This is a genomic window from Fictibacillus sp. NPDC058756 (genome assembly GCF_042746035.1).
GTDB lineage: Bacteria > Bacillota > Bacilli > Bacillales > Fictibacillaceae > Fictibacillus.
On sequence record NZ_JBHYPU010000001.1, the window covers coordinates 2558892 to 2584299 of the forward strand.

A 25408-nucleotide genomic window follows, 5' to 3' on the forward strand; every position below is an offset into this window, starting at 1 on the left:
CCCCTAAATAGTCGTTCTATCCTCTTTTCTATTTGCCATTATATTGCGAAAGCTATTTGAGATGCCTTCTTGATCAATTAAATTTCGTTTCCTAGTTGCGAACGGCAATCCCGCTTCAATATAGCTTCTTACTAACTGCCACTCGCCGTTCTCCATCCTGAATGTTTCAAAGAAAAGATTTGATGTTTCCGAAGGCTTGCCTTCCATTATGAGGGAAGCTCTCAGAATGGCCATTACCTCATTATCTTTTAACGAAATGACCCCAACCTCAGTAAGCACCCACTGTACATCATTTCCTAGAAACTGGTTAAAAGCATGCTCCCATCCGTCAATTGATTCTTCATATCCAAAATCAACAATTTCTCCGTCCCTAACTTCTCTTGCTTGGTAATCAACCGAAATCCATTTTTTAAGATCATCGAGTGATGACTTTTTCCATGAATTAATGAAACTCTCTAAACATGTACGAAACGATTGGTTTATAGCCTTATTCAAGATTTTCTGATACTTGCTATGGCTATCCGTCTCCCCCATATAAGTAAAACCATTTTCACGGTAAAACTTGTTCAGCCTTTCGTTATCCGCAACACAATCCAGCTTCAAATAAGTCTTTTTGCTTTGATGGTTTTCTTCGATCCATTCCAATATACTTTTCCCGATTCCCTTACCCATGTATCTCGGAAAAACTGCTAATCTATGTATATATAATGAATCATTCGTACCATCAACTCCAAAAATATGCTGATCCCATTCACTTTGTGTCGTTGAAAGTGTAAACGTTCCAACCATAACATCGTCTTTTAAAACGATAAAAGTATCTTGGTTCTCAATAGCCTGCAGAATCTCAGAATCGTCTCCGCCCTGTAATAAATAGCCCCATTGGTTGATCTCATTGTCCTTTAGCCAATACGCGACTTCCTTTAAAAGGCTCAGAATGTCCTCGCTATCCTTAACAGATGCTTTAATCACATCAAACCCTTTCATCGTTCCACCTCCATATTTATTTCATACAACATGAACTTCCTGTTTTCTCTCAGCTTTTGGTTTTTGATAGACAAAATAAACGATTACAAATAACACACAAGCAGCACCTAACACTATCAAACCGTTTACGGCCCAATGAATCTCCCCTTCTACCGTAGTAATCAATCCAGATCCGTATGTACCATTGAGTCCATAAAATAAACCGAATGCAACATTCAGGCCGAAATGAAGACCTGTATTTGCCCAAAGAGACCCTGTCTTTAAAAAAGCCAACGTGAACGTACAGCCAAGGATTAAGGAAAATACAAAATTCATTAAGGTGAGGTCGCCATTCCAGAAATCATCCAGAGCATAGATGACAATACTGATAAATCCAATTACCACAGGTTGCATCTTGCCCTGAAGGAATTGAATAACATAGCTTCTAGTAATCAAATCATTGATTAATGAGCCGAGAAAAAAGCCCACCAGTACTTGGAGAACAATCCACAACGCTTCGATTCCCGTTTTCATGCCCATGATTTGAAATTTACCTAAATACGAATACAAGAGATACATTAGAGTCCAAGTTCCAAAACCGATCAAAAAACTGATGCAAAAAAAGCGAAAACCTCTTTTGCTATAAAACAAACCTAGACCGCGCAGGCCTGAAATACCTACAAATCTAACAAGATAATATGCTAATGGAAAGAATAGCAGAATACTAATAAACACAATAACTGTATTTGAAATGAAATGTGTAGTGAAATTAAAGTATAGATTTAATACGATAAAAATTAAAATTCCGATCAGGAACTTTTTCATGAACCAACCGCCTTTTAACAAAAGTTCATTTTTTAATTAGGAATTTCTGATTACTAAAAAATAACACCAGCCACACACAAATAGAAGTATCCGATAACGACAAAAAGAGACAACAATTCACCTTGCACCAGCTGGTTCATCAAGTGATCCCATTCATTTACACCCTTTTCTCTTCCAATACTGTTTAGTAAACCAACCATCTGTACAATAATTAAAACGACTAAAGTTAAGATTGATAGGTTTTTCTTCGGAAAACGAATCAAACAATAAATAGCAGTCCCTATTATAGAAGCATTAAATTAAAAATGAACAATTGTAACCCAAACCGGCATCGTCACCCAATACATATTCAATTCTTCTCCCCTTTAAGTATATAACATAATTTTACATTTACGAGGAAATAAAAAAGCAATAATTCCTAAAATGGAATCATTGCTGATATTTAATATAGATTACCACCAAAAACGTCTAAATCTACGGATTCCAAAAAACGGGAATCCGAAAAGTCCGAAACCAGGAAAGAAAGGACCTGCAAAGAACGGAAAACCAAATCCTGAACCAAATCCAAATACACGCTCTGAACGGTCTTGCGTTTGCATCACCATATACATGTTTTCGTTGTCATAGCTGTGGATTTTGCCTTGATAGACCTTGCCGTTTGCCATTTCCACCTCGCAATATTGTCCTAATCTTTGCTTGCAGATGTTCATCCAATCATGATGTCCATCCTTCTTCATGTGGTAATTCTCGTTGGGCATATGATACCCAGCGTTGTGTTTGCCGTAGTGCAAAAGAAAGCCTCCTAAAATAATATTCAATACATCATATTCACAAGGAGACAACTTGTTACAATCTCCCGTTCTGTGGAATAAGACCCCTAGTAAAGCTTATTTTTATAACCATCTAATAGGGCTTCTGCAACTACATCTTCTGTCATTTCCGGAAGATTCACGTGATCAGCTAATATCTTTGCGGCATTCGGCAAGTTCTCTTTAGCCGGCCACCTATCTGGCTCCCAAAGCCCGGAACGTTTGAAGGCTTTGCCGCAATGCATGAAACATTGCTCGACTTTCACAGCAATTCCTAACAACGGCGTTTTCCCGTTAACCGCCATTTTCCCCAAAATATCTTCATCGCGAATAATTGCCGCTTCTCCATTAATCCTGAGCGTTTCACTCATGCCAGGTATGAGAAAGAGAAGCCCCACTCTAGGATTTGCAAGTATGTTGAACATCGAGTCGACACGCTTGTTCCCCGGACGATCGGGAATAATGAGGTGCTTATCATCCAACACATAAACGAAACCTGGCGCGTCACCACGAGGCGAGCTGTCGCAATTTCCGTCAGCATCTGACGTAGCGAGGACTAGAAAAGGCGACTTCCCTATAAACACTCTGCAATGCTGATCAATAGTAGAAATCACTTTATTTTGACCTCTCAAACTTGGATTTCCTAATAAATTTCTCAATTCTTCCTGACTTGTAATACACTCTTTAAAATTAGTCATTGTAAAAAGGTCACCATCCGTTTATCTTATTGAAGCTCGATGTACTTCATCCTTTTTTACATAAATATCATACTGCGTATTGTCGTTAAAAGATCGCTCACGATCAAATTGGAGTGGAACCTTAACTTTATATTTGATACCATCCGACTGTAATTGTGAGACGACTTTAAAGTAATTTTCCTGTCCAAATGCTGTATAGTAAAGCTTCCAGTTCAGATTTAAATACAACTTTATAAAAGAAACGATGATAATTATGCCTATTACTATAACCGGATAAACCCATCCAATGCCGAGCAAAGTGAGTACCTCCTTCAAATTATAATCCATTATGACTTTGATCATAAAGCGTTGAAGATCCTCGTTCCACTTTATAGGAGATCGACCACGGCCCCCCTGCATCCTCGTCTTCCACGTCTCAGTAAAAGTTACGATGTACACTTCATCCCCGATCTCTTTAACACTCGTTTCTCTAGTAGCGTTCCCAACCGTAATAACACCTTCAGCTTTCGGAAACTTATCAATAATCGTCCCTTTTCCTGACGTCACAAACTCAACAGCATCCTCTGCTGTAAAATGAGGCCGATCTGGAGTTATGAAACTGAGGATAGACCAAGTCATCGTAAAAAGAGCAAACGGAGTGAGTATGAGTATGAAGGTTGGTTTATCTTTGTTTATACGAAAAAGGATCCACCTGTCAATGAGTGCATAAAGAATTGCTGATGCAACACCGAACACAGCAAGAATTGGAACTTCAAGCATGATAAGACCAAAAACACCGTGAAATAAAATGTATATAGGAGTGTTGATTTTGAACCATCTGTTCATAACAAACTCAATTACTCCCGACACTAAAGATCCATAAACGAGTATGATGACTCCTCCATACGTACCATAAAGCATTGCGGCTGCTAAAAAAGCTTCTCCATAATCAGACGTACTGCCAGCATTATCCTTTAAAGACATGCTTGCTAGAACCATCGCCAAAGTGATCGTTGTTACGATCGAAGCCATCATTTTTCGCTGGAAGAAGTTTTCTTGCAAGTGCTGAACCCCTCTCTATCGATCTCTCAACTTCCACTTCTGCATATTTCCATCTGTACCCGTTCTTTCAAATCCTAATTTTTCTAAAACTTTTACAGAAGCGATGTTGTCATCTAAACATTCAGCGACAACATGACGTGCGAGATTCGTAGACAACGCCCACTCTATGATTTCATTAACCGCTTCTGTCGCATAGCCTTTACCCTGTGCTGAAGGAATGATGCCATAACCAATTTCAACTGTGTGTTCCACCGGTTTTCCTTTGAATCCGATATCTCCAACAATCCTGCCAGTCTCTTTTTCAATCACAAACCAAACACCCCAGCCAAGCAGACTTTCATCCTCTTGCAACTTCTCAAGATAACTTTTGATAAAGCCATGAATCTCGTAATCTTCCGGCGAAAGCTTCTCAACAAACTGGTGATCAACAGGAACGATCGTAAGTCTTTCTGTTTCTAGTTTCATATTGAAATTAACCCTCTCTAAGTGTACTTATCTCAATCATATGGTTATGGAAAAATTTAGTCAATGTATGAAAATACCCCCATAAAAGAGCTTCTCATTATAAATAGTGTATTGAGTACATAAAAAGTTAGACTTACGAATGAACTGCTTTAAGGAGGCAAAAGATGGAGCCGTATGTAAAAGATGCTCTGCTTGAATGGAAAGAAGAGATTGAAAAACAGAAGAAAGAAATCGATGAAGAGTACGAGAATGTGAAGACTGAACTTCAGCTTTATTCTTATAAATTCGGGATCACGAAACAAGTCATTCAATCCACCATCAACGAGGAAATGATCAAAAACATCAAGAAGACTTACCAACAGCCGTTTGAAGAAAAATACAATGAGCTGAAAGAACAGCTGAAGAAGCTTGAGCAAAAACGCAGCGTATTCAACATGTTTGTCGAAAAGATCGAGATTGCCAGTGTGAAGGATACAAACGAACAAAGATAGCTTGGAAACACTCCAAGCTTTTTTTCATGCAAAAAGGAGGGTTATTTAATAGTCCCCCTTAAAAAAAGTGTTCCTGTATGTTATTTGGATCAATTGGCACTTGTGACTAAAAACTCTTCTTTGTTGTCTAATATTAGTACCTGCTCTGTTGAGCTATTCGCCATCTCCTTCGTATGTTCAACAAGATAAGCGATTTGAGCAGAAGCTTGTTTAGCACCCTTGACAAGCAGCGGTACTCCAATAAAATCAATACCAAGTCTTCTGGAGAACAACCCTCCAAACGTCATCGATAAAGGAACTGTCGGTGATGTGTTTGAAAAAATCAATTTTTCTTCCGTTCCATTTTTCTTTTGCAGAATTTCAAACATTTCCTTTAACCCTGGAACAAATATTTTAGAGTTCCCTCGTCCGACGGTATAAACGGAATGTCCTTCCTCATCCAGCCCGTGAAAGATCATTCTCCCTATATCAGACGTTTTTAGTTTGTTAAAGTATTCTACATTTAATATCTGTTCTCTCGTAAGCTCAGTATGAGCCGGCAGTTTCTTCAGATGATAAGCAGCTGCTAATGCTGTAGTATGTGTACCGCCATAATCATTATAGATAAAAATCATCCGCGACATCTCCTTGGAATAATTCTTCCATAATTATCGCCTTTTGGCAGGTTTATATACTTACTTGATTCTTAAGTGTTTATGACTTATCATAATTCCTGTTTTTAAGTATCAGAATTAACGTCAAAAATCCAAACACAATGGATAATGAATAACCGAAGAAAAATAGAAAATGATTGAGGATCACCAAAGCATCAAAATATGTACCGAAACTTTCAAATAAAAAGTTTAACCACATAAACCCTATACCGATCACAAAGCAATAAAAACAATTATTTATTGTAATAGACCTTACTTCCTAGATCATGAATAATCCCTTGAACATACAACCCTTCTTTCCAGCATTCTATGAATACATTAAGCTTGTGATCAAGTATGTATAACAAGTACCTCCCATAAACTTTCATCATAACTAATTCCCCCAAGTATGTAATTCGATTTAAACTCTTTTCTCTTGTTTTAATTAATATCCCTGCTTTATCGAAAAAAAGCGTTCCCAGATGGAGAACCGCTTTCGTTATCTAATGTATTGAAATATAGCTATACTGCCCCAGATTAAAATAATTCCCCAAAAGATAATGATTAAAGTACCGACTAGCCAATTCTTCGGTTTACCCTTTACCATCAATTCCTCTGCTTTATCTTCACAATCCTTGATTACCGCGTTAGGTATCATCTTTAAAGCAAGTTTGATACCTAATGGAACAAGAATAATGTCATCAAGATAACCCAACACAGGGATAAAGTCAGGAATTAAATCAATCGGACTGAATGCATATGCTACAACACATGCTGTAAATACCTTTGCGTGCCAAGGTACTCTTGGATCCTTATAAGCGAAGTACAGTACAAATACGTATTTTTTTAAATTTCGAGCCCAGGCTTTAATTTTGTTAAGCATTTTTATCTCCATTCTAGATCGTGGTATGGTGCTTTGACCATTTTTTCTGATTTCACCAACAATCATTCTCTTTAATACGATGCGGCTATGAAATGGAACTTTTTTCTATTTCAATCGTAGTAATTCAAAAGGGGGAACATGATTTGAAGAGACTTAGTCTATTTTTATATTATCAGTTTTTTGGTTAACAGGGTGCCAGGATAATTCTAAAGAGGAGAAAAAGTTTGTATTAGAAGATAGCATCAGGGACGGAGATGTGATCTTACAAGAAACCGGTCAAAAGCCTCCACATAATTATAAGATACCTAATTTAGATAAATTTTTTGCTCTGTGTTCACCTGGGAAATTAAATGGAAACACGACTGCGCCTTTTCCTTTTTCATCAGGTATAAACGTGCCTGACCTGTACTTTTTATCTCCTTCGATCAGCCAAACTTGATAAACTTCCTGAAAAATAGATTTCACGGTACGTGTTCATTTATTTGTTACACGTTCGCTCAATAATACCGGGCTACGCTCATAATCCCCGAGTATCGCTCAGAATTGCAGATCTACGCTCAAAAAAGCTGCGTTACACTCAAACTTCCGATATTCGCTCAAACACATTGGTTTCACTGTGGATATTCTTATAATTTAATTCTTGAACCCTCAATTTAAACTGCGAAAACGTTGCGGAAATGAATTATTCAGATTATTGCAAAAAATAATGGTATTTCTCTTATAAAATGACCTACAATGTAAGTATCAACAAATAAGGAGGCTATTAACATGAGAAAAATGATGAATCAAACTGTGCAAACATATAAGGGTGAAACCGGTTAACGAAGAAATTCGCCGCTTATCTTTTTGATTCTCTTAAACGGTGTACTCCCTTATATGTGTTTATTTAAATAACACACAAAGGGGTAAATCATGCATTTTCCAGTTAAAAAATTTTTTTCCTATTACAAACCGTATTTAAAGATATTTCTATGCGTATTGTTATGTGCCTTACTTGTATCTTCTGTGACTCTTGTTTTTCCGCTGCTCGTTCGCTACATTACGAAAGATGTACTCGAGGGTAATATGTCTGAGGCTTTAAGTGAAGTGTATTGGATTGGCGGGCTGATGCTTGTTTTAGCAGTGATTCAGAACATAGCAAACTACTTTCTGGACTATAAAGGTCACGAAGTCGGAGCTCTTATGGAAAGAGATCTGCGCAGCGAACTATTCGCGCACATGCAAAAGCTTTCCTTTAGCTTTTACGATAAAGAAAAGACAGGCCAGCTTATGTCGCGGGTAACGACAGACCTGCTTATGCTTGCCGAGCTATATCATCACGGACCAGAAGATTATGTAAAGTACTTGACCCGTTTTATTGGAGCGTTTGTTATATTGTTCTTTATTAACGCACCATTAACGATTGCCGTATTCTGTTTTTTGCCTTTCTTAGGGGCCTTTGCACTGTACTTTAATAAGAAGCTGAACAGATCATTTAAAGAAAATAAAGAGCGGATCGCCGACGTAAATGCACAGGTAGAAGATAGTCTCTCGGGAATCCGTGCCGTACAATCATTTGCTAACGAACACCTCGAAATCGAAAAGTTCAGCCGGGAAAACAATCGTTTTCTTGATAGCCGAAGGAATACGTATAAAGGTGAAGCGTACTTTTACAACGGAGTAGAAACATTTATTCAGCTTATTACAATCGCGGTAATCGTCTTTGGAAGTGCCAGTATTGTTAGCCAGAAGTTAGATTTAGCAGACTTAATCACATTCTTGCTGTATATCAACTTTATGATCGAGCCCATTCAAAAACTGACCCATATGACGACACAGTTTCAAGAAGGAATCACAGGTTTTCAGCGGTTTATAGAAATTATGAATTTGAAGCCGGACATTGAAAACAACACGGATGCTGTCGCTCTGTCTGACGTTCATGGGGAAGTTGAGTTTAATTCAGTATCTTTCCGTTATGAAGACCATACAGAATATGTCCTAAAGGGGCTGTCACTGCATGTGAAGCCAGGCGAATACGTAGCCTTGGTGGGTCCATCTGGTGCAGGAAAAACGACTTTGTGCTCACTCATTCCCCGCTTTTATGATGTGACATGTGGAAATGTCTTTCTTGACGGGGTAGACGTGCGTGATATCGAATTGCATTCATTAAGAAAAACTATCGGGATCGTACAGCAAGATGTTTACCTGTTTGCAGGAACCGTTATGGAAAATATTCGCTATGGAAATCCAGAGGCGACTGATGAAGAAGTTATTGCAGCTGCCAAACATGCAAATGCCCATGACTTTATCATGAGTTTGCCAAACGGCTACCATTCTGAGATCGGACAGCGAGGGGTTAAACTCTCTGGCGGTCAAAAGCAGCGGTTAAGCATCGCACGGGTTTTCTTAAAAAATCCACCCGTTCTTATTTTAGATGAGGCAACGAGTGCCCTTGATAACGAAAGTGAAAGCATCATTAAAGAATCTCTAGAATCATTAGCTAAAGGACGAACAACCATTGTCATCGCCCATCGCCTTTCCACTATCCGAAATGCTGAACGGATTATCGTGCTGACGGAAAATGGAATTGCCGAGCAGGGCACTCATGACATGCTGCTCAAACGCGGTGGAGTTTATGCTCACCTGTATTCCAAACAATTTGAGTTACAAGCGTAAAAAAATCGGCGCACTCTTTAACATAAGAGTGGCCGATTTTCATTTATAATTTCGTTGTATTGTAACTGCCCAAAATTCGAACATCATGTCCATAAGCTTCTAAGATCGCAATCGCTTTTGTCATCTTTTCTTCATGTATGCCGTTTTGTGTTTCAATAAAAAAGTGATAAGTCCCTAATTGTTTTTTCGTTGGACGAGACTCAATCCAGGACAGATTAATTGAAAGAGCAGTAAATACGTTCAGGATTGATGACAGTACTCCTGAATAATCTTCCGTCGGTGAGATCAACATCATTGTTTTCGTTCGATTTTCCGTTTGTTTTACAGGATCCTTGCTGATTACGACAAAACGCGTATGGTTATTGCTGCAATCTTGAATTCCGCTTTTCGTAACCTGCAGATCAAACACTTCAGCCGCATACTTGGAAGCAATCGCCGCGACATCTTTTCTTTCTTGGTTCTTAACCGATTGAGCAGCTGCAGACGTGCTGTCAAACTGCCTGCTTTTCACTTTAGATTCTCTGATAAAATCTCTGCACTGAGCAAGCGCTGGAACAATGGACCAAACTTCACGCACATCTTCTAACGATGCTCCTTTTAAAGTGAGAAGATGCAGAGAAACTGGGAAAATCAATTCTGCTTCGACGAACAAATCGTAAGTTAATAGACCATCTGCTGTTATATTGATCGTTCCCTCGATAGAATTTTCTATCGGAACAATCCCTTTATCGGCCTTGCCTTCCCCTACTGCTTCCAATACATCAACAATAGAATCACTCTTATACCACTCAATATCATTACTTGTAAAATAACGAAAGGCAGTTTCTTCTGAGAAACTTCCTTGAGGACCTAAGTATGCTACTTTCATGTTTAGAACACGCCTGCCTTTTTCTTTTCGTTTCAGTATACATGTATTGATTAAATACACCAACTAATATTAATAAAAATTGCTGTTAATTTTATTAATCAAACGAAAAGCACCGCTTACACCTTTCAAGTGAACTTATCAAAATTTCCTATTTGATATAGAGCTTCAGCTAAGGTGAGCAGTGCTTTTTAAATTTTAAATGTCATTAACAGAAATAACAATGTCACACAAAGGACTATTTCTTCTCTAAGCTCTCTGCAATTCTTTTTAAAGATTGATTCATTTGATATAACATAACAAGAACAAATATTGTTATGCCGATTGGTAAAATAAAAGTAAAAAGTCCCATTAATGGTAGCCAAGTTCCTGCTGATTCCATAAAATTTTCCTCCCTTGTAAATACAAAGCTTGCTTAAACACTAATAATAACATTTATTGGAAATGTAATATTCTTTTTTTCACAACTCCAGTTATTTCATTATGCTGCTCTTTACTTTCATCATTCTTAACTCAGCACGTTTTCTAAATGTAACGGTAGCCGTAAATACTCCTAATAAAATGATTAATGCACCCGTATATCCTCGCAGCCCCATGTTTTCCTGAAGAAAGATGAATGCAAAAATGGCGGCAAAGATCGGTTCGAGTGAAAAGAGAAAACCGGTGCTCTCTGGCGTTGTATATTTTTGAGCGATGGACTGCATAACAAATCCATATGCTGAACAAATGAACGTCAGCCCAAGTATGGCGATCCAATGAATCATCGTCTGTGGCAAAACAGGCACTTCTAAAATAAACGTTCCGACAGCCGCAAACAAAGCTGCAAATCCAAGCTGATAGATTCCCAGCTGCAAAGTATCTACTTCTCGTGCAAAGTGATTTGTTACTATGATGTGTACTGCATACAAAAATGCAGCGATTAAACAAAGCACCGAGCCAAACGCTAACGTAAAATCTTCTCCGATGGTCAGTAGAGCTAAGCCGATAGTAACAAATACAACTCCCAGAGTGATTTTTATGCTTGGCAGCTTTCGTGTAATGAACGCCTGAAGAATTGGCACTAAAATCACCGTTGAACTAATCAAAAAGCCAGCCGATGAAGCCGTCGTATGTTTTATACCATACATAAGCGTAATGAAGATCCCCCATAGCAAAAAACCAAGAACTGAACTGTATTTCAACGTTCTAGCATCTGTTTGAAATACTTTTTTTCGGAAGATCAGCACCATCATGATAAAAGCGATCCCGAATCGTAATGCCACAATGGTTAAGGCAGGGATTGTATCTATTACTAGTTTCATAAAAATATAAGACATTCCCCATCCCATAGAAACAGAAACTAAAATCCAGTTCGCTTTTTTAGGTGTCATGCAGCAGCCCCTACTTCTCATCGTATTTTTTAATTGGATTTATCGTATCACCTCCCTTTGCATTAATAAAACGAATATTTATAATAGAACTATTAGGAATTCTAATGCAAAGGAGAAAATGGGATGAATGCATATTACGCCTTTATAAAAGCGATCGAAACAGGCAGTTTCACGAAAGCCGCAGAAGAACTTGGCTACACCCAATCAGCTATCAGCCAGATGGTGCACTCATTGGAAGAAGAACTTTCTACGATTCTCATTTTACGATCTCGAACGGGTATTACACTTACTCCTGACGGTGAGGAATTTTTGCCATACATCAAGAAAATCTGCAATTCGCACAGGGAACTAAAAGAAAAGAAGAAAGAGATGGAAGGGCTGGAGAGCGGACTTATCCGAATCGGCGTATTTTCAAGTGTTTCCTGTCACTGGCTGCCAGGGTTGATGAAAGATTTTAAAGTGCAGTACCCTGCTGTTCATTTCGAACTGCATCAAGGTGATTACACAGAGATCTCCAATTGGATTAAAGAAGGCAGCGTTGATCTTGGCTTTGTGAACCCAAAAGCTGTAACAAACCTGAATATGATTCCCTTGCAAGACGACGAAATGCTAGCAGTATTGCCAAAAGATCATCGTTTGGCAGAGCAGCATGAAGTCTCATTAAAAGAGTTGTTGAACGAGCCTTATATCCTCTTAGATGAAGGTGAAATTAGTGAGCCGTTAACGATTTTTCAACAAAACAATTTCGAACCTAACATCCAATACCGGGTACATGATGATTATACGATCATGTCCATGATCGAACAGGGTCTTGGAATCTCGATCCTGCCAAGACTTGTTTTACATCGCTGTCCCTATCATATTGTGACTAAAAGAATATCCCCATCCTTTGCCCGGACAATCAGTTTGGCTTATAAGGATAAAAGGGTTCTGCCGATCGCGAGCAGATATTTCATAGACTTTATTATTGAAAGATATAGATAGAATATAAAAAAGAGTAACGCTTAAGCAGTTACTCTTTAAAATTTCTTAATGGATTAACGATGCCCGTAAAGTATTTACATCATTTTCTAAATATCCCTTTAAACACGTCAGCGTGTAAACCCAGCCTTCTTTTTGGCCCATCATTTTGTGAACAACGTCAGGGTCATCTTCTTTTAAACCTGATTCAATCACTTCAATTTTTGTACTTTCATCATCCAATTCAGTCAGTGTGATGGTTACTATAGAACCTTCATCATGTTCTGCTCCCCAGGAAAAAACGATTCTCTTATTTTCCTCTATCTCTAAAACTTTTATTGCCCCTTCTGCATTGTATTCGTCATATCTTAAAATAACTGTTCTGCCTTGACCCCATGTTTCAGAACTGGAGGAAAACCAAAAGCCTCCTATTTTCTCTGGATCTACAATGGCTTCAAAAACATCAGCAGCAGGCTTCACAATCTTCATTTTTGTAATTACTTGGGTATCCATAATAATAACTCTCCTATTCTGTTTACTATTTTTTTTTAAATGATCACATACTTCCATTCTACCAAACAAAAAAGCGGGGGCAACAGGATGCCTCCGCTTCTTTCAGTTAGTATTAATTTAACGCATCTACAGCATTAATTAATCCGAAACCTGATTCTCCATCGTAACCTGTTTTAAATACATCTTCTGTAGAAGATTGAATGATACTCTTAACTTGTGCTGGGCTCAGTTTGTCTTTCCCGTGCTGAGCAATGATAACCCCAGCTAATGCCGCTGTTTTTGGTGCAGCCATTGATGTTCCGGCATAATAGGCATATCCTCCAGGTACTGAACTTAAACATAGGTACGTATTGTCTCTTCCCGTTTTTGTTATAGGATCATAATTAGGTCCCAAATCTCCGCCTGGAGCCAGTACATCTATTTTCCCAACGCCATAGTTAGAATAGAATGCTAAGTTCTTAAGTTGTCCACCAGCTGAAACCCTGATCATAGACTGGCTGCTTGGACTGCGGTGTGTTGCCCCTGTGTCATCACCTGATAGTTTACCAGGCGAACTGATATCAACCGCGTTGTTACCAGCAGATCCAACTACTGTTACACCTTTTTGAATCGCATATTGAATCGCTCTATTAAACAATCGAACATCAGCTACAACATCTTTTGTCGCATAATCTGGATTTTGGAACCAGTCATAGCCGCCTAGCGACATGTTTACTACATCAACGTTGTCATCTGCAGCAGTCATCAACGCATCAGCAATATGAGACGTTTCTGCCCCGCCAGTCGGACCGAATACACGGTAAGCAGCCACCTTAAGATCTGGACCAACACCCAGAATTCGCCCCTTACCCGCAATAGACCCCGCAACGTGTGTACCATGTCCATTTTGGTCCATTGCATCAGGATATCCTGGAACAAAAGATTTACCGTAAGCATAGTTATTTTTTAAATCAGGGTGAGTGTAGTCGATACCTGTATCAATTACCCCGACAACAATATCATTTCCATCAACAGATTTGCCTGTCCCGCCTGGCAGTGTCCACGACTGTCCCTCTTGTGTAACCTGTTTGATATCCCACTGTAGACTATTATAAAGATCAGCCTCTGCTCCAAACGAACTTACTAGAGCAACTTCTTCAATAGCGGCTTGTTCTGGCTGCACAATATTTTGTACTCCTGCTTCTAGTACAGTACTAGACTTTTTAATCTCTGAAAGGAAGTTTGGATTACTAGAAACAACTTCAACGGCACCTAGCTTGTCCAATCTTGATTCGATTTGTCCACCAGCTTTTGAGATTTCATTCCCAAATCCTGAAGGTAATTTTGCTTGTTCCTTAAAAATAACTATGTATTTCTTTTCCTGACCATTTTCAGCATTCACATTACCACCGCTGCTAAAGGTCATACTCGCTCCAAGTGTTAGAGCTAGTGCACCAGCTAAAATCTTCTTTTTCATCCAATTACTACCTCCTTTGAACTAATACTTTTATTATAGTGATATTTATATTATTTACAATTAATATTCTGATAATTACTAATTTTCAGTTTAAATTACCTATACCTATAAGTCTAAAGGCACAGTCAGATGAAATTAACGCACTGAAAATAATAGGTAAAAATAACCATTCCTCTAAAATAAAATCGATGAGTGCGCTGAAAAAATTAAAAATAAAAAAAGCCGCATGTTTCTGCGACTTTTTTACTTTCATATAATTACCCTGTAATACTTCTTTCGATGGCTTCATCCCAACTTGGAAAATAATGAAGCGCATTTCTCATGAGTTGAGGATTTGTTTTCTTTACTTGTTTTTTATTCAAATTCGTACCTTTTGCCTTTAAACCTTGAATCTCCAATAAGACTTCTTCTGAGCTCATATTTACTTCCATAGATACGTCCTCCTTTAGTTGTCTTATCTTCATTCATTTACAACAAAAGGGGATATTATACCTCATTTATTTGACTTTGATACGGCAACATAAACCGTTCCAAATCTAACAAAACGTCTTAGAGAAGAATCTTTTTCCACATGCTTTTGATCCAGATAAAAATCCTCCTGCCACCTACAAACAAAATAGATTGCTGACGCTATAACAAGTGCCAGACCTGCAATAATGAAGAAAATCATTTTAACCGCTCTTTCTTTTATCTAAAGATTCGGTGTTTAATCCTAGATGTTATTTTCTACATTACACATCTTATTACCTATATTTTACATAATTTATTTATCTCGTTTTGTCAAACTCTCTTTCTTCTAATAACGCATGCATCCATTGTGAGGGTTTCTTATGTTCAGATTGATCGGCAACAGATGGATTTAAGTAGGAATACCAGCTGATCGCCCGATGCACACACCCAAGCTGATCCGAAATCTTAAGCGCTCTTTCCAACTTTTCCATAGGTGCAAAAGCAGTCCACGGCTTCAAATAGAATGGCCGGAATTCATCAATCATCTTCAGCCACTCTGGATCATTATCTACAAGCTCATACAGTGAATTCCAAAACACGCGGGTACTGAAAAAAGGATGCGTAATCGAAGAATCACCCCAGTCAAGGAACACTAGCTTTCCGTTCACATACTGAATATTCGCCGAGTGAAGATCGCCGTGATCGATGGAATGTACGGGAACAAGCTGCTCCAGTTCATCGCACATGGCTATAAGTTCCGGCTGCAGTTTCATCACCGCTTCTTTTTCTTCCGCACTCAACCCCGTATCACACATACCTTCTAAGTGCTGGATAATATCTTTTTTCAAAGTTGAAAGTGTTCAGTTCGGGACATTCATGCTGCTTATTCGTCAATATTTGAAATCTCGGAAACTTGCAGCTGAGCATATTCCGTTATCGCCGCTTTCCAAATTTCTTTATCTTTTAATTGCCTGATCGGAACTCCCCCGAGCTCCTTCATCAACAGCCATCCTTCTGTTTCTTGTATTCTCACAATTCCCGTGCTCTTTCCTGGATACATTGAATGAAAGTAGAGGCTTACCGCTGCTTCATGATGAGTAGAAGATCGAGTAGCTTTGAAATATAGATTACCAGTGTTGACCGGAACGAGAAGAACTAAGGAAAAGTCTGTTTTTTTCACTTCTGAAATATCTCCTGATAATGAAAGATTATCTTCTTCGTGAAGTACTTCTTTGATCCAATTCTCCACTTTCAACATATACGCTACTTCAAACCAAGGTGCATCGAACTTTTTCATAAGGTTTACCTGCTTTCCTTATACAATTCCTGAAAAATCTCGATTGTACGTAAGAATTTTTCGTTAAAATTCCCGTCTTCGATCGTCCAGCATGTGGATAAAACCGCATGAGAGAACCCTCTTAACAACACTCTCTCTTTATCTAGGTCCAGTTCTTTCACGAAAATATTTATACGTTTCTCAATGGTTTCTTTTACATTCGTCTCTGGCAGTTTGTTCAGCAAATACTGAATCACATCGTACTCTCGGTCTCCGATCAACCCTTTAGGATCAATTACTGTCCATGAATCACCATTTTTCAAAATATTATAATGATGGAGATCCCCGTGCAGAAGATAAGGCTGATTAATTTCACGATTTAGCTGTTCAAAAAGCTTCAGCGCTTCATCTATCTTCTCTTTTGCAATTGGACCAAATCCATTCGGGTGTCGTGCAATCCTTTTCAAGCTATTTTCCCTATCAACCACTGTTTCCATGTTCGAATTCTTAGGAGCCGCCACCCAAAGTGTCTTCATAATTTGAGAGGCTATATATGCGGCTTCTTCATCATCTTTTATTTCCGCCAGCGTATGCCCGGGTCTTAATCGTTCAAGAATCATAACTCCAAGGTCCAGATCATATTCCAATAACTTAACCATGCCTTTCCCTTTCATCAATTTAAGAACTTCTAATTCTGCACGAAATTCTTTATCCGAAAGAACTGCTTTTAGCACGACTTCTTCCCCGTTCTTCCGAGTTGCTGGAGCGACAAAATTAAAAGACAAGTCAAACGAATCATGAATCGAAAGCTCCCACTTCTGTTCGTAACAGGCAATCATTTCATCAAAATTACTGAGCCATTCATCTGCTTTCTCTTTATGGATATTTTTTAAGATTTGAACAAATTTATCTGGTAGTCTCATAGTCTCTCTCCAATATGTAATGAATCACTTCGTCAATATAGTCCTTTATTGGTAAACTTGTATTCACCTCTAAACACTTGTGATTCGAAGGTTTTTTGCTGTTGTGCAAGCCATAATTGAACATCTCAATATTTGTTTCTTTAATTTGGCTGATCATTCTATTACGGTTCCTCAGCCTTTCGTTGGTTTGATCAAAATCATTTAAAATACATTCAACATACTTGTAGCTAGCTTCATATTTCTCTGCTAATGTAGTACCTTTTTTAATCATTTCATTATAAAAGCAAGGACTGTCAAATATTACACTACTACCGTTAGATAACTGAGATTCAAGTAAAGACCAACCGATATTGTATGAAATCTTCCCAGCTAGTTTCGGGTCTAGAGTGTTTTCCTCTATAGAATGTAACAACGCAGATTTTACACATCATGGTCAATCACAACCACACCAATACGTTTACCTATTTCTCTAGCAAGTGTGGACTTACCTGCACCTGGAAAACCGGCCATTTGAATAAAAAACATGTTCTTTACCTCACTTTTAAATTTTACTATTAAGCAAATATGTATTTAGAGGAAATCGATTTATAAAAGAGAATACATCTACTTCGATTATAAATTAAAAGGCGCTTGGAATATTGATACTGGCGCTGCTTATTTAGGGTATTTAACGGGAGTGAAAATTAAATCAAATGGAGAAGTAACCGAATTTATAAGAGAAGACACTGATTTAAGAGACAAATAAATTAATTTTCATAAAAGTGTTTAATTCTTTTCACTTTATTCGTTATACATATAGATCGGAAATTTAGATTGGAAATTTTTATGGGAGGTTTTATTTTGCCACAATCAAAAACAACCACTTTGTACGAACAGTCACGTGAGCTTCAGCAACAATTTCAATCCATGATTGATGAAATGGGCAGTGATCTTTGGAAGTACTGCCGGTATTTAACGGGGTCGCCTTGGGATGGGGAGGATCTATTTCAGGAAACGGTACTTAAATCCATGGGAGGACTATTTACGCGTTGGCATCCTACAAACCTGAAATCTTACTTATACAGAATGGCGACCAATACCTGGATTGACCATTGCAGAAGAGAAAAGAGAAATTTAGGGTCAATAGATGAAGCTGAAGAACCACAAGAAACTTTTAACGATACACATGATTTAGAAGAAGCACTTGAAAAGCTGTATCACCTTTTCACACCAAGACAGACTGCTGTATTCCTTCTCATGGAAGTCTTTTCCTTTAAAGCAGAAGAAGTGGCGAGTATCATCAAGACCACCCCTGGTGCTGTTTATGCCACAACCCGCCGGATGAAGGTAAAACTGAAAAACGATGCACATTCACCATCTAAACAAACAAATGAAACAAAGGAACAGAAAGACAAAATTATAGCTGCCTATTTAAAAGCCTTTAATCAAGGAGATTTAGAAGGGATATTGGCGTTATTCGGTGACCATGTACATTATGAAGCATCTTTAGGTTTCTTAGAAACGACAAAAGACGAAATGCGTGAAGGCTCTCTCATGTATGGCTTACCTCGTCACCACGCAAAGGAATTTATCTTATGGGGGAAACCCGTGATTGTCGTATTAGCTGACTCCAATCAAGGTCCTCTCGTACACGACATACAATATCAAGATGTAGAAAACGGGAAGATTGTTTACCACAGAAGCTATTTCTTCAGAAAGGAATTTATCCTAGCCGCATCAAAAGAATTGGGAATTCCTCCTCAACTGGATAAAGCGCCCTTAAATTGGACATGAAATCAAAAAGCCGATTCTAAAGACTGGAATCGGCTTTTATCATAATAGATTAAAGTGCTCTTTTATTTGTATAGCAACTTCTTCAGGACTTAAACCTTTGTTATTAATACGGAGGTAATTCTCTTTTTTTATCTCGCCTTCAAATGAATTCATACGGTATTTATCCATTGAAGTTTTCAAATCATTCTCAGACCATTCGATGTTTCGTTTCGTTGGCTTGTGTTCTAATCTGTGAGCTGTCTTGTTACGTTTCAGCCTTTCTTCCAAGTCAGTCTCCAGTTCTACAAAATAGATTTCTGCACCTTCAGCCTCGAAAATTCCGCAAACATCCTCAACGAACTTCCAATCTGATTCATAATTGAACGCCCACACATATGTGAAAATCATTCCGTATTGATCACTTTGTGCAAACTCTTTAAAGATTTCTGTGCGAAACAAGTGGACGAGCCTTTTCCCTTCTTTCGTTCCATAATCAAAAAACTTTGTCACAAGATCAATCGTCATATGGTTATGAAAAAGCTTCAACTCCGTAACCTTCTCTAATTCATGCCCCACGGTCATCTTACCAACAGCCTGAGGACCGAATAATAAAACCAGCTTCATGATGCATCCCCCATTTATAAAAAATATTACTTTATATGCTACTATGAATATGAAGAATATTCCATTGTTTAGGAGAATCTGGGTAAATCCAAAATTAAAATTACTTGGAGTTTTATATGTTGTTATTGAAGAAGATATTTAGCCAGCGTTTATTTATGAATTAAAGGAAGAAATAGGACCGGATTCAAAACCCTCTTTTCTCCAAAGTCAAAATGCAAACTACCCTATCACATAACCATCACACAACCCTCACAAAACGTTCACAAAACTCTTTTGTAATGTGCTTCCTGTTGTTCTATCATTTGTACTGGGAAAAGATTTAGTGCTTTAATAGAGATGTATTTAAGGTTACAATTAATTGGTTAACCTATAGAGATAAATATATGAAGATGGTGTCTTGTAGAATGGAAAGAACTATGGAAAAACAAAAGTTGTCAGCAATCCTGGGACAGACGATCAAAACAGGGATTATTAAATCCAACCTTGTACCGATGTTTGCGGGATTAACGCTGGCTTTATATACGTACGATATCGATCCTGGTGATAAGCTGTTAGATGTATTGTTCGTCCTTATCGGTACTATTCTTGTGATTGGTGCAGCGGGAACGTTTAATAACATCTATGACCGAGATATCGATGCGATTATGGAAAGAACGAAGGTACGACCGACTGTTACGGGTGAGATCAACGTTCGCTCGGCATTATTGCTCGGGATCGCAATGGCAGTTCTCGGCATGATTGCCCTTGCTTTTACTACTCCGCTCGCTGCAGTGTTAGGTTTTCTTGGTCTGTTCTTTTACGTTGTACCTTATACAATATTAACGAAACGAAGAACGATCTATAACACAGAGGTCGGCTCTATTTCGGGTGCTATGCCTCCACTGATCGGATGGGCCGCGATGACCGGAACCCTTACGCATCCAGCCATTGCTGCACTATTTATCATTCAAGTGATCTGGCAGATGCCGCACTTTTATGCGATTGCGATCCGCCGGCATGATGAATACAAAGCCGCAAGAATTCCGATGCTGCCGGTAGTAAAAGGTGTAAAGAGAACGTATACCCAAACGAACATTTACTTAGTGCTTCTAAGCTTAACAAGTTTTCTCTTCTTGCCGTTGAGCTTAGGACTGACATTGGTTGCCCTGCTTTTAAATGTTGGCTGGCTCATTCTCAGCATCTACGGTTATAAGAAAAACAAGGATTCAGAGAAATGGGCAAAACTGCTCTTCATCTATTCACTGATCCACATGACGATCCTGTTTTCGACGGTTATCGTTTACTCCCTCGTTGGGATTTTCATTCTTAAATAGAAAGCAAAAAAAAGCCTGGGCAGCCAGGCTTTTATTATTTACAAAATTTATTATTGAATTTTAATAGCCTGACTAACAACTACCTTCTCTGAATTGTCCTTAACCCGCTTTAACGTTGCTACAATAAGAAAACTGACGATCACTAACAAGAGCCATGAACTCACCTTTCCAAGATGCACGAGACTCCATGCTTCGGTTTGGTTCGGGTATTCCCAAGCTCCAAAGAAAGTTGCAATATTTTCGGCTATCCATATAAAAAATCCGATCAGCACGAAAGAAAGTGCGAGTGGCATACGGTAACGAGTCCCATTAACTTCGTATGTAACCCATGATTGCCAAAAGACGATGATGACAAGTCCAGATAACCACCAACGAACGTCAATCCAATAATGGTGGGTGAAAAAATTTAAATATATCGCAGCTGCAAGTGATACAACTGCCAAAAATGGAGGCCACTTCACCAATTCAACATTAAATCTCCTCCACGCCTGGCAAAGATAACTCGCTACACTCGCATACATGAATCCGCTGTACAAAGGCACTCCAGCTATTTTGAAATATCCTTCTCCTGGATAAGACCAAGAGCCCATGTGCACCTTAAAAAGTTCAAGAGCAAGACCAATAAGGTGGAACAAAGTGATAACCTTTAGTTCATCCCTAGTTTCAAGACCAGAACGCACCATCCACCACTGCATCATCAGACAAATGATAAGAAGCCAATCATAACGCGGCAGGATGGGAAGCGGTAGGATCTGTGTAATAGCCAATGAGGCAAATATAACAACAGGAAACAAACAGGATAGTGCTTGCTCCCAACCAAAACGAACGAGCTGTTCTAGTGCTCTCATGAATTATGCCTCCGCAGAATTTTTTATAGATATAGAACGACCTTAAAAGCTGTCTTCATCACTTTTGTATTCTAAAAGATCACCTGGCTGACATTCTAATGCCTTACAAATCGCCTCTAAGGTGGAAAGCCGAATTGCTTTTGCTTTTCCATTTTTCAATATAGAAAGGTTAGCCATTGTAATTCCAACCCTCTCCGATAGTTCTGTTACACTCATTTTCCTTTTAGCCAGCATTACATCAATATTGATTATAATCGCCATTGTTATCACCTCAGACTGTTAAATCATTTTCTGATTTTATATCGATCGCATTTTTTAACAACTTTTGAAGGACAGCGGCAAAGACTGCAATCACCATGCTGCCAAAAATAATGACCATTCCGATTAATATCATACCCGGAGCATCGTCTACCTCCGCCATAAGATATATGAGTGGCATAAATAGCACAAATAAGGTACTGATGGTGATGGCACAGTATTTGATATTTTGTATAGATCTTACTGATAATTCCGAGAAGGCTTCGTTCTTGTCAATGTAGCTTAAAAGTTTAAAAGTTTGAAATAGTGCTGCGAAAAATACGATTGCGGCTGCATACAATCCGATTAAAAAGGGATATTGCAAAAAATCTAACGTTGGATTTAATTCTGCAAAAAATTCAGCGATCTCAGGCAATACAAATATACACAAAGCAATAACAGGAAGTCCCATAAGAATAATAACAAATTTCAAAAAGAATGTTTCTCTTTTCATAAAAAGCACCTCAACTCTTTATTATTCATTTTATTTTAATACATGATTTATCGAATTACAATAAATTAATATTGATTTTTATTATATTATTATTGAAATGAATTTATTCTCTTGAATAAAAACAAAAAATAAAAAGCATTCCTCATTTAAGGAAATGCTCTTTAAAGTCTTAATACTTATTCAATTAATAACAGCGCAGCATCGTATCCTACTGCACATTTTATTTATACAGAATATCATCCCTGAGTGAAGCAACTCTAGTTAAGGCTGTATCGATATCTGACTCCGGCACACCGAAATGGGCAAGTGCATCGTGCAGATGTGTAGCGATCGTATTAAAATGCTCTGGCTGCAGATTCATTCCTTCATGAGCTTTTGCCATTGATTTTCCTGTGTAGTTTTTTGGACCGCCTAGTGCGAAGCTGATGAATTTCGTCTGATGGCTCTTTTGTTTTTCCATGTTCACGCCTTCAAAGAATTGATTCACCGTTTCATCTTTTAACACTAGTTCGTTATAAAAGTAATCCACTACCTTGGCGATCGCTTCTTCGCCGCCCACTTTTTCATATAGATTTTGTTCCAACATAAAAGCTCCTCTCATTGGTGTTTTGACATACTTCATTATCTTTACCCTTTTTTATAATTTGAACAAGGAAATATCAAATTTTAAGCCAAAAGTCCTTTCTTCATTTTGGCTGCAAGGTACAATCATGATACGATAAATTAAAAAACTCAGGTGATTCTTATGTTTCTAAAAAGAATTCAAGTTCAGCATGAAAAGGTTCCATCAAAAAATAAATATCCCTTCACCATCCCATCCATAAAAAATCTGGATCAGCTAGAAATAAAAAATAACATTACCTTTTTTGTTGGTGAAAATGGAACGGGAAAGTCAACATTGTTGGAAGCCATTGCAGACAAATGCGGATTTAATATGGCTGGAGGCGGACGCAATAACTACTATGAAGTAGATGCTGCTGAATCAGCGTTAGGAGATTACATCAGACTATCCTGGATGCCTAAAGTAACAAACGGATTCTTTCTTCGTGCAGAATCTTTTTATCATTTTGCTACTCATATTGATCAAGTTGACGCTAACTATGCCTATGGCGGGCGATCTTTGCATAAACAATCACACGGTGAATCTTTTTTGTCGCTTTTTCTGAACCGCTTTAAGGGAAAAGCTATTTATCTGTTAGATGAACCTGAGGCTGCATTATCACCCCAGCGGCAGCTCTCATTTCTTAAAATCCTGCATGATTTAGCAGCATCTGGTGACAGTCAATTTATTATCGCCACACATTCTCCCATTCTTCTTGGATATCCGGATGCCACGATTTACAGTTTTGATGACGGCTCCATTCAGGAGATTGATTATGAGATGACGGATCACTATCAGATTACGAGTTATTTTCTGCAGCACAGAGAGAAAATGTTAAAAGATCTGTTTAATGAGTAAAACGCTTGGAGCAAACTGTGCTTAAAGCGCTAATTAATAGTACGAAAAATATAATTATGATGATTTATGATCCTTCAAATTTATTTATAGGCTTTTCGACAAACTACGATTCCTGCACAACTCGGTTGCAGGATTAACAAATGTACACAACAAAAATCCTTAACCAAACACGAGTATATAAATAATACCGAAACATCCTAAATAAAATAGACTCGACCACATATCCAGCGGTTCAGTGAAAAAAGCAAAAGTCATGATGACCCTTTCCTTTTTCGTTTCAGCTTTTATAAAATGAAAAATAAAAAGAGACAAGGAGAGTACAATTAAAACGATGCTTCCTGCAAGTATCATTGTATTCATGAAAACACCCGTTTAAATATGAAGATCTTTTTTTAAAAGTGAATATATATATAAGTCATCAAATGTACCACATGTATATTCGTAGTGTCTTAGCAAACCTTCTCTTTGGAAACCGGTCTTTTCCACCAATCTTTGCGATGGAAGATTAGCAGGTTCAATAAGAGCTTCGACTCGCTCTAACTCCATATTTTCAAATCCGTATTTCACAACAGCTTCCAATGCTTCACGAGCAATTCCTTTTCCCCAATACTCTTTGCTTAATTCAAAACCTACTTCCGAACGGTAATGCTTTAAAACTCTGTTCAGAAAACCGCAGCTGCCTATCACTCTTTTATCATCTTTCAAGGTGATTCCCCATCTGATCCCTGTGCTTTTGTTAACAATAGATTCATACCAGGCGATTTCATCATACGCATCTTCCACAGACCTGGAGGGTTCTAATCCCATATGCTTTACAACATCTGGGTCAGATAGATACGTTAACATGTCTTCAGCATCTGCTTTTGTAACTTCTCTTAGAATCAATCGCTCGGTCTCAATTATAGGAAATTGGTTCTTCATGTTTGATGTCTCCTCTTTCTATCATTCTTGTCAGTCTTTTATGTAATTCCCAAAGTGCTGTTAGATTACTGTCCCACTTCAGTTCTTTCATGGCTTCTTCATAACTCACCCATTTAAAAGCAGAGTGCTCTCTCGACAACTTTAACTCTTGATCTGAAACTTCCACTCCGAAAGAGTATTCTTTTATCACATAAACGTCTTCACCCCATAAAAAATCCCCGGTAACATGTTCTACGGGCAATGATGTGATTGAATCTAAAGTCATCATCTTACAAGTTTCAGTAAGTCCAGCTTCTTCAAACACTTCCCGTCTTGCTGCCTCAAGTGGTGTTTCCTCATCTTCTCCACCACCTGCGATTCCTTGCCAATAATGCAAGTCCACTCGCTTTAGGATTGCATATTCAATGTTACTTCCTGTAATTCTATAAGGCAGAACCAAAACTTGGAACGGAGCACGCATACCTT

At 38.2% G+C, this 25408-nt stretch carries 35 protein-coding genes and 1 pseudogene; 6 read left to right on the forward strand and 30 right to left on the reverse strand.

Annotation, left to right across the window (positions count from 1 at the left end; all coding sequences use genetic code 11):
• Positions 1 to 3: 3 nt before the first annotated feature.
• The 7 genes from ACFW35_RS13005 to ACFW35_RS13035 form a co-directional block, all read right to left on the reverse strand.
• Entirely contained in the window at positions 4 to 984 is a 981-nt protein-coding gene (locus ACFW35_RS13005) for a GNAT family N-acetyltransferase (RefSeq protein ID WP_379846245.1), read from the reverse strand.
• A 21-nt stretch (positions 985 to 1005) separates the two neighbouring features.
• Positions 1006 to 1788, reverse strand: a complete 783-nt coding sequence (locus tag ACFW35_RS13010; protein ID WP_379846247.1) for a CPBP family intramembrane glutamic endopeptidase — start codon at positions 1786 to 1788, stop codon at positions 1006 to 1008.
• 53 nt (positions 1789 to 1841) lie between these two features.
• The gene (locus ACFW35_RS13015) at positions 1842 to 2051 is read right to left on the reverse strand and encodes a hypothetical protein (protein ID WP_379846248.1); all 210 of its coding nucleotides are present in this window, start codon (positions 2049 to 2051) and stop codon (positions 1842 to 1844) included.
• A gap of 189 nt (positions 2052 to 2240) precedes the next feature.
• Positions 2241 to 2579: a hypothetical protein gene (locus ACFW35_RS13020; protein WP_379846250.1), complete on the reverse strand. Its 339-nt coding sequence runs from the start codon at positions 2577 to 2579 to the stop codon at positions 2241 to 2243.
• Between the two features lie 86 nt (positions 2580 to 2665).
• Positions 2666 to 3295 (reverse strand): pyridoxamine 5'-phosphate oxidase family protein, encoded by a 630-nt coding sequence (locus tag ACFW35_RS13025; RefSeq protein WP_379846251.1) that lies wholly within the window; start codon positions 3293 to 3295, stop codon positions 2666 to 2668.
• Between the two features lie 21 nt (positions 3296 to 3316).
• Positions 3317 to 4336, reverse strand: coding sequence for a hypothetical protein (locus ACFW35_RS13030; protein WP_379846253.1), 1020 nt, complete (start codon positions 4334 to 4336; stop codon positions 3317 to 3319).
• Positions 4337 to 4351: 15 nt separating this feature from the next.
• A complete protein-coding gene (locus ACFW35_RS13035) occupies positions 4352 to 4801 on the reverse strand; it encodes a GNAT family N-acetyltransferase (protein WP_379846254.1) in 450 nt (149 codons plus the stop codon).
• Between the two features lie 164 nt (positions 4802 to 4965).
• Here ACFW35_RS13035 and ACFW35_RS13040 point away from each other — a divergent pair, with 164 nt between their 5' ends.
• Entirely contained in the window at positions 4966 to 5292 is a 327-nt protein-coding gene (locus tag ACFW35_RS13040; protein ID WP_066288040.1) for a hypothetical protein, read from the forward strand.
• Positions 5293 to 5381: 89 nt separating this feature from the next.
• Here ACFW35_RS13040 and ACFW35_RS13045 read toward each other — a convergent pair whose 3' ends face one another.
• The 4 genes from ACFW35_RS13045 to ACFW35_RS13060 form a co-directional block, all read right to left on the reverse strand.
• Positions 5382 to 5906 carry a DUF3189 family protein gene (locus tag ACFW35_RS13045; RefSeq protein WP_379846256.1) on the reverse strand — a complete coding sequence of 175 codons (525 nt, stop codon included), beginning with the start codon at positions 5904 to 5906 and terminating at the stop codon, positions 5382 to 5384.
• 272 nt (positions 5907 to 6178) lie between these two features.
• Positions 6179 to 6316 carry a hypothetical protein gene (locus tag ACFW35_RS13050; protein WP_379846257.1) on the reverse strand — a complete coding sequence of 46 codons (138 nt, stop codon included), beginning with the start codon at positions 6314 to 6316 and terminating at the stop codon, positions 6179 to 6181.
• Between the two features lie 107 nt (positions 6317 to 6423).
• Positions 6424 to 6807, reverse strand: a complete 384-nt coding sequence (locus ACFW35_RS13055) for a YkvA family protein (RefSeq protein ID WP_379846259.1) — start codon at positions 6805 to 6807, stop codon at positions 6424 to 6426.
• A gap of 294 nt (positions 6808 to 7101) precedes the next feature.
• A complete protein-coding gene (locus ACFW35_RS13060; RefSeq protein ID WP_379846260.1) occupies positions 7102 to 7272 on the reverse strand; it encodes a hypothetical protein in 171 nt (56 codons plus the stop codon).
• 447 nt (positions 7273 to 7719) lie between these two features.
• Here ACFW35_RS13060 and ACFW35_RS13065 point away from each other — a divergent pair, with 447 nt between their 5' ends.
• A complete protein-coding gene (locus tag ACFW35_RS13065; protein WP_379846262.1) occupies positions 7720 to 9462 on the forward strand; it encodes an ABC transporter ATP-binding protein in 1743 nt (580 codons plus the stop codon).
• Between the two features lie 43 nt (positions 9463 to 9505).
• On the opposite strand, the gene pheA is transcribed toward ACFW35_RS13065, so the two are convergent.
• The 3 genes from pheA to ACFW35_RS13080 all read right to left on the reverse strand — a co-directional run bounded on the left by pheA (position 9506) and on the right by ACFW35_RS13080 (position 11697).
• Complete coding sequence (gene pheA, locus ACFW35_RS13070; RefSeq protein ID WP_379846264.1) at positions 9506 to 10330, reverse strand: prephenate dehydratase; 825 nt, start codon at positions 10328 to 10330, stop codon at positions 9506 to 9508.
• 235 nt (positions 10331 to 10565) lie between these two features.
• Positions 10566 to 10709 carry a hypothetical protein gene (locus ACFW35_RS13075; protein WP_379846266.1) on the reverse strand — a complete coding sequence of 48 codons (144 nt, stop codon included), beginning with the start codon at positions 10707 to 10709 and terminating at the stop codon, positions 10566 to 10568.
• A gap of 91 nt (positions 10710 to 10800) precedes the next feature.
• Entirely contained in the window at positions 10801 to 11697 is an 897-nt protein-coding gene (locus tag ACFW35_RS13080; protein ID WP_379846268.1) for a DMT family transporter, read from the reverse strand.
• Between the two features lie 123 nt (positions 11698 to 11820).
• Between ACFW35_RS13080 and ACFW35_RS13085 the strand changes: the two genes are divergently transcribed.
• Positions 11821 to 12681 carry a LysR family transcriptional regulator gene (locus ACFW35_RS13085; protein ID WP_379846269.1) on the forward strand — a complete coding sequence of 287 codons (861 nt, stop codon included), beginning with the start codon at positions 11821 to 11823 and terminating at the stop codon, positions 12679 to 12681.
• A 45-nt stretch (positions 12682 to 12726) separates the two neighbouring features.
• On the opposite strand, the gene ACFW35_RS13090 is transcribed toward ACFW35_RS13085, so the two are convergent.
• The 8 genes and pseudogenes from ACFW35_RS13090 to ACFW35_RS13125 form a co-directional block, all read right to left on the reverse strand.
• On the reverse strand, positions 12727 to 13170 hold the full coding sequence (locus tag ACFW35_RS13090) for an SRPBCC family protein (protein ID WP_379846271.1): 444 nt from the start codon (positions 13168 to 13170) through the stop codon (positions 12727 to 12729).
• A gap of 112 nt (positions 13171 to 13282) precedes the next feature.
• Entirely contained in the window at positions 13283 to 14626 is a 1344-nt protein-coding gene (locus ACFW35_RS13095) for a S8 family serine peptidase (protein ID WP_379846272.1), read from the reverse strand.
• A gap of 257 nt (positions 14627 to 14883) precedes the next feature.
• Positions 14884 to 15057 carry a hypothetical protein gene (locus ACFW35_RS13100; protein WP_379833189.1) on the reverse strand — a complete coding sequence of 58 codons (174 nt, stop codon included), beginning with the start codon at positions 15055 to 15057 and terminating at the stop codon, positions 14884 to 14886.
• A gap of 62 nt (positions 15058 to 15119) precedes the next feature.
• Positions 15120 to 15296 carry a hypothetical protein gene (locus ACFW35_RS13105; protein WP_379846274.1) on the reverse strand — a complete coding sequence of 59 codons (177 nt, stop codon included), beginning with the start codon at positions 15294 to 15296 and terminating at the stop codon, positions 15120 to 15122.
• 97 nt (positions 15297 to 15393) lie between these two features.
• The gene (locus ACFW35_RS13110) at positions 15394 to 15924 is read right to left on the reverse strand and encodes a hypothetical protein (protein WP_379846276.1); all 531 of its coding nucleotides are present in this window, start codon (positions 15922 to 15924) and stop codon (positions 15394 to 15396) included.
• Between the two features lie 35 nt (positions 15925 to 15959).
• Positions 15960 to 16373 (reverse strand): hypothetical protein, encoded by a 414-nt coding sequence (locus ACFW35_RS13115; RefSeq protein WP_379846277.1) that lies wholly within the window; start codon positions 16371 to 16373, stop codon positions 15960 to 15962.
• 5 nt (positions 16374 to 16378) lie between these two features.
• Positions 16379 to 17275 (reverse strand): aminoglycoside phosphotransferase family protein, encoded by an 897-nt coding sequence (locus ACFW35_RS13120; RefSeq protein ID WP_379846279.1) that lies wholly within the window; start codon positions 17273 to 17275, stop codon positions 16379 to 16381.
• Positions 17259 to 17800: pseudogene (locus ACFW35_RS13125) on the reverse strand (AAA family ATPase). Before ACFW35_RS13125 ends, ACFW35_RS13120 begins: the two are co-directional and overlap by 17 nt.
• Positions 17801 to 18115: 315 nt before the next feature.
• Here ACFW35_RS13125 and ACFW35_RS13130 point away from each other — a divergent pair.
• Complete coding sequence (locus tag ACFW35_RS13130; RefSeq protein WP_379846281.1) at positions 18116 to 19048, forward strand: sigma-70 family RNA polymerase sigma factor; 933 nt, start codon at positions 18116 to 18118, stop codon at positions 19046 to 19048.
• 39 nt (positions 19049 to 19087) lie between these two features.
• On the opposite strand, the gene ACFW35_RS13135 is transcribed toward ACFW35_RS13130, so the two are convergent.
• Positions 19088 to 19651 carry an AAA family ATPase gene (locus ACFW35_RS13135; protein WP_379846283.1) on the reverse strand — a complete coding sequence of 188 codons (564 nt, stop codon included), beginning with the start codon at positions 19649 to 19651 and terminating at the stop codon, positions 19088 to 19090.
• A gap of 404 nt (positions 19652 to 20055) precedes the next feature.
• On the opposite strand from ACFW35_RS13135, the gene cyoE reads away from it, so the two are divergent.
• A complete protein-coding gene (cyoE, locus tag ACFW35_RS13140) occupies positions 20056 to 20964 on the forward strand; it encodes a heme o synthase (RefSeq protein ID WP_379846285.1) in 909 nt (302 codons plus the stop codon).
• Positions 20965 to 21014: 50 nt separating this feature from the next.
• Here cyoE and ACFW35_RS13145 read toward each other — a convergent pair whose 3' ends face one another.
• The 4 genes from ACFW35_RS13145 to ACFW35_RS13160 all read right to left on the reverse strand — a co-directional run bounded on the left by ACFW35_RS13145 (position 21015) and on the right by ACFW35_RS13160 (position 23149).
• Complete coding sequence (locus ACFW35_RS13145) at positions 21015 to 21812, reverse strand: DUF817 domain-containing protein (protein WP_379846287.1); 798 nt, start codon at positions 21810 to 21812, stop codon at positions 21015 to 21017.
• Positions 21813 to 21854: 42 nt separating this feature from the next.
• Positions 21855 to 22073 carry a helix-turn-helix domain-containing protein gene (locus ACFW35_RS13150; protein ID WP_379846289.1) on the reverse strand — a complete coding sequence of 73 codons (219 nt, stop codon included), beginning with the start codon at positions 22071 to 22073 and terminating at the stop codon, positions 21855 to 21857.
• A 10-nt stretch (positions 22074 to 22083) separates the two neighbouring features.
• The gene (locus tag ACFW35_RS13155) at positions 22084 to 22563 is read right to left on the reverse strand and encodes a DUF2975 domain-containing protein (RefSeq protein WP_379846291.1); all 480 of its coding nucleotides are present in this window, start codon (positions 22561 to 22563) and stop codon (positions 22084 to 22086) included.
• A gap of 220 nt (positions 22564 to 22783) precedes the next feature.
• Complete coding sequence (locus ACFW35_RS13160) at positions 22784 to 23149, reverse strand: group I truncated hemoglobin (RefSeq protein ID WP_379846292.1); 366 nt, start codon at positions 23147 to 23149, stop codon at positions 22784 to 22786.
• 159 nt (positions 23150 to 23308) lie between these two features.
• On the opposite strand from ACFW35_RS13160, the gene ACFW35_RS13165 reads away from it, so the two are divergent.
• Positions 23309 to 24022 (forward strand): AAA family ATPase, encoded by a 714-nt coding sequence (locus tag ACFW35_RS13165; protein ID WP_379846294.1) that lies wholly within the window; start codon positions 23309 to 23311, stop codon positions 24020 to 24022.
• A 159-nt stretch (positions 24023 to 24181) separates the two neighbouring features.
• Here ACFW35_RS13165 and ACFW35_RS13170 read toward each other — a convergent pair whose 3' ends face one another.
• The 3 genes from ACFW35_RS13170 to ACFW35_RS13180 are packed head-to-tail and all read right to left on the reverse strand — an operon-like array spanning position 24182 to position 25403.
• A complete protein-coding gene (locus ACFW35_RS13170) occupies positions 24182 to 24382 on the reverse strand; it encodes a hypothetical protein (RefSeq protein ID WP_379846296.1) in 201 nt (66 codons plus the stop codon).
• Between the two features lie 12 nt (positions 24383 to 24394).
• The gene (locus tag ACFW35_RS13175; protein ID WP_379846298.1) at positions 24395 to 24943 is read right to left on the reverse strand and encodes a GNAT family N-acetyltransferase; all 549 of its coding nucleotides are present in this window, start codon (positions 24941 to 24943) and stop codon (positions 24395 to 24397) included.
• Positions 24918 to 25403, reverse strand: coding sequence for an NUDIX hydrolase (locus ACFW35_RS13180; protein ID WP_379846300.1), 486 nt, complete (start codon positions 25401 to 25403; stop codon positions 24918 to 24920). The genes ACFW35_RS13175 and ACFW35_RS13180 overlap by 26 nt, the downstream gene beginning before the upstream one ends.
• Positions 25404 to 25408: the final 5 nt, after the last annotated feature.

What these genes read in the sequence shown, in the direction of transcription:
- ACFW35_RS13005 (WP_379846245.1), bottom strand. Translation starts at nt 984, where the DNA reads ATGAAAGGGTTTGATGTGATTAAAGCATCTGTTAAGGATAGCGAGGAC.
- ACFW35_RS13010 (WP_379846247.1), bottom strand. Translation starts at nt 1,788, where the DNA reads ATGAAAAAGTTCCTGATCGGAATTTTAATTTTTATCGTATTAAATCTA.
- ACFW35_RS13025 (WP_379846251.1), bottom strand. Translation starts at nt 3,295, where the DNA reads ATGACTAATTTTAAAGAGTGTATTACAAGTCAGGAAGAATTGAGAAAT.
- ACFW35_RS13035 (WP_379846254.1), bottom strand. Translation starts at nt 4,801, where the DNA reads ATGAAACTAGAAACAGAAAGACTTACGATCGTTCCTGTTGATCACCAG.
- ACFW35_RS13040 (WP_066288040.1), top strand. Translation starts at nt 4,966, where the DNA reads ATGGAGCCGTATGTAAAAGATGCTCTGCTTGAATGGAAAGAAGAGATT.
- ACFW35_RS13045 (WP_379846256.1), bottom strand. Translation starts at nt 5,906, where the DNA reads ATGATTTTTATCTATAATGATTATGGCGGTACACATACTACAGCATTA.
- ACFW35_RS13050 (WP_379846257.1), bottom strand. Translation starts at nt 6,316, where the DNA reads ATGATGAAAGTTTATGGGAGGTACTTGTTATACATACTTGATCACAAG.
- ACFW35_RS13055 (WP_379846259.1), bottom strand. Translation starts at nt 6,807, where the DNA reads ATGCTTAACAAAATTAAAGCCTGGGCTCGAAATTTAAAAAAATACGTA.
- ACFW35_RS13065 (WP_379846262.1), top strand. Translation starts at nt 7,720, where the DNA reads ATGCATTTTCCAGTTAAAAAATTTTTTTCCTATTACAAACCGTATTTA.
- pheA (WP_379846264.1), bottom strand. Translation starts at nt 10,330, where the DNA reads ATGAAAGTAGCATACTTAGGTCCTCAAGGAAGTTTCTCAGAAGAAACT.
- ACFW35_RS13075 (WP_379846266.1), bottom strand. Translation starts at nt 10,709, where the DNA reads ATGGAATCAGCAGGAACTTGGCTACCATTAATGGGACTTTTTACTTTT.
- ACFW35_RS13080 (WP_379846268.1), bottom strand. Translation starts at nt 11,697, where the DNA reads ATGACACCTAAAAAAGCGAACTGGATTTTAGTTTCTGTTTCTATGGGA.
- ACFW35_RS13085 (WP_379846269.1), top strand. Translation starts at nt 11,821, where the DNA reads ATGAATGCATATTACGCCTTTATAAAAGCGATCGAAACAGGCAGTTTC.
- ACFW35_RS13090 (WP_379846271.1), bottom strand. Translation starts at nt 13,170, where the DNA reads ATGGATACCCAAGTAATTACAAAAATGAAGATTGTGAAGCCTGCTGCT.
- ACFW35_RS13095 (WP_379846272.1), bottom strand. Translation starts at nt 14,626, where the DNA reads ATGAAAAAGAAGATTTTAGCTGGTGCACTAGCTCTAACACTTGGAGCG.
- ACFW35_RS13100 (WP_379833189.1), bottom strand. Translation starts at nt 15,057, where the DNA reads ATGGAAGTAAATATGAGCTCAGAAGAAGTCTTATTGGAGATTCAAGGT.
- ACFW35_RS13105 (WP_379846274.1), bottom strand. Translation starts at nt 15,296, where the DNA reads ATGATTTTCTTCATTATTGCAGGTCTGGCACTTGTTATAGCGTCAGCA.
- ACFW35_RS13115 (WP_379846277.1), bottom strand. Translation starts at nt 16,373, where the DNA reads ATGAAAAAGTTCGATGCACCTTGGTTTGAAGTAGCGTATATGTTGAAA.
- ACFW35_RS13120 (WP_379846279.1), bottom strand. Translation starts at nt 17,275, where the DNA reads ATGAGACTACCAGATAAATTTGTTCAAATCTTAAAAAATATCCATAAA.
- ACFW35_RS13135 (WP_379846283.1), bottom strand. Translation starts at nt 19,651, where the DNA reads ATGAAGCTGGTTTTATTATTCGGTCCTCAGGCTGTTGGTAAGATGACC.
- cyoE (WP_379846285.1), top strand. Translation starts at nt 20,056, where the DNA reads ATGGAAAGAACTATGGAAAAACAAAAGTTGTCAGCAATCCTGGGACAG.
- ACFW35_RS13145 (WP_379846287.1), bottom strand. Translation starts at nt 21,812, where the DNA reads ATGAGAGCACTAGAACAGCTCGTTCGTTTTGGTTGGGAGCAAGCACTA.
- ACFW35_RS13150 (WP_379846289.1), bottom strand. Translation starts at nt 22,073, where the DNA reads ATGGCGATTATAATCAATATTGATGTAATGCTGGCTAAAAGGAAAATG.
- ACFW35_RS13155 (WP_379846291.1), bottom strand. Translation starts at nt 22,563, where the DNA reads ATGAAAAGAGAAACATTCTTTTTGAAATTTGTTATTATTCTTATGGGA.
- ACFW35_RS13160 (WP_379846292.1), bottom strand. Translation starts at nt 23,149, where the DNA reads ATGTTGGAACAAAATCTATATGAAAAAGTGGGCGGCGAAGAAGCGATC.
- ACFW35_RS13165 (WP_379846294.1), top strand. Translation starts at nt 23,309, where the DNA reads ATGTTTCTAAAAAGAATTCAAGTTCAGCATGAAAAGGTTCCATCAAAA.
- ACFW35_RS13170 (WP_379846296.1), bottom strand. Translation starts at nt 24,382, where the DNA reads ATGAATACAATGATACTTGCAGGAAGCATCGTTTTAATTGTACTCTCC.
- ACFW35_RS13175 (WP_379846298.1), bottom strand. Translation starts at nt 24,943, where the DNA reads ATGAAGAACCAATTTCCTATAATTGAGACCGAGCGATTGATTCTAAGA.
- ACFW35_RS13180 (WP_379846300.1), bottom strand. Translation starts at nt 25,403, where the DNA reads ATGCGTGCTCCGTTCCAAGTTTTGGTTCTGCCTTATAGAATTACAGGA.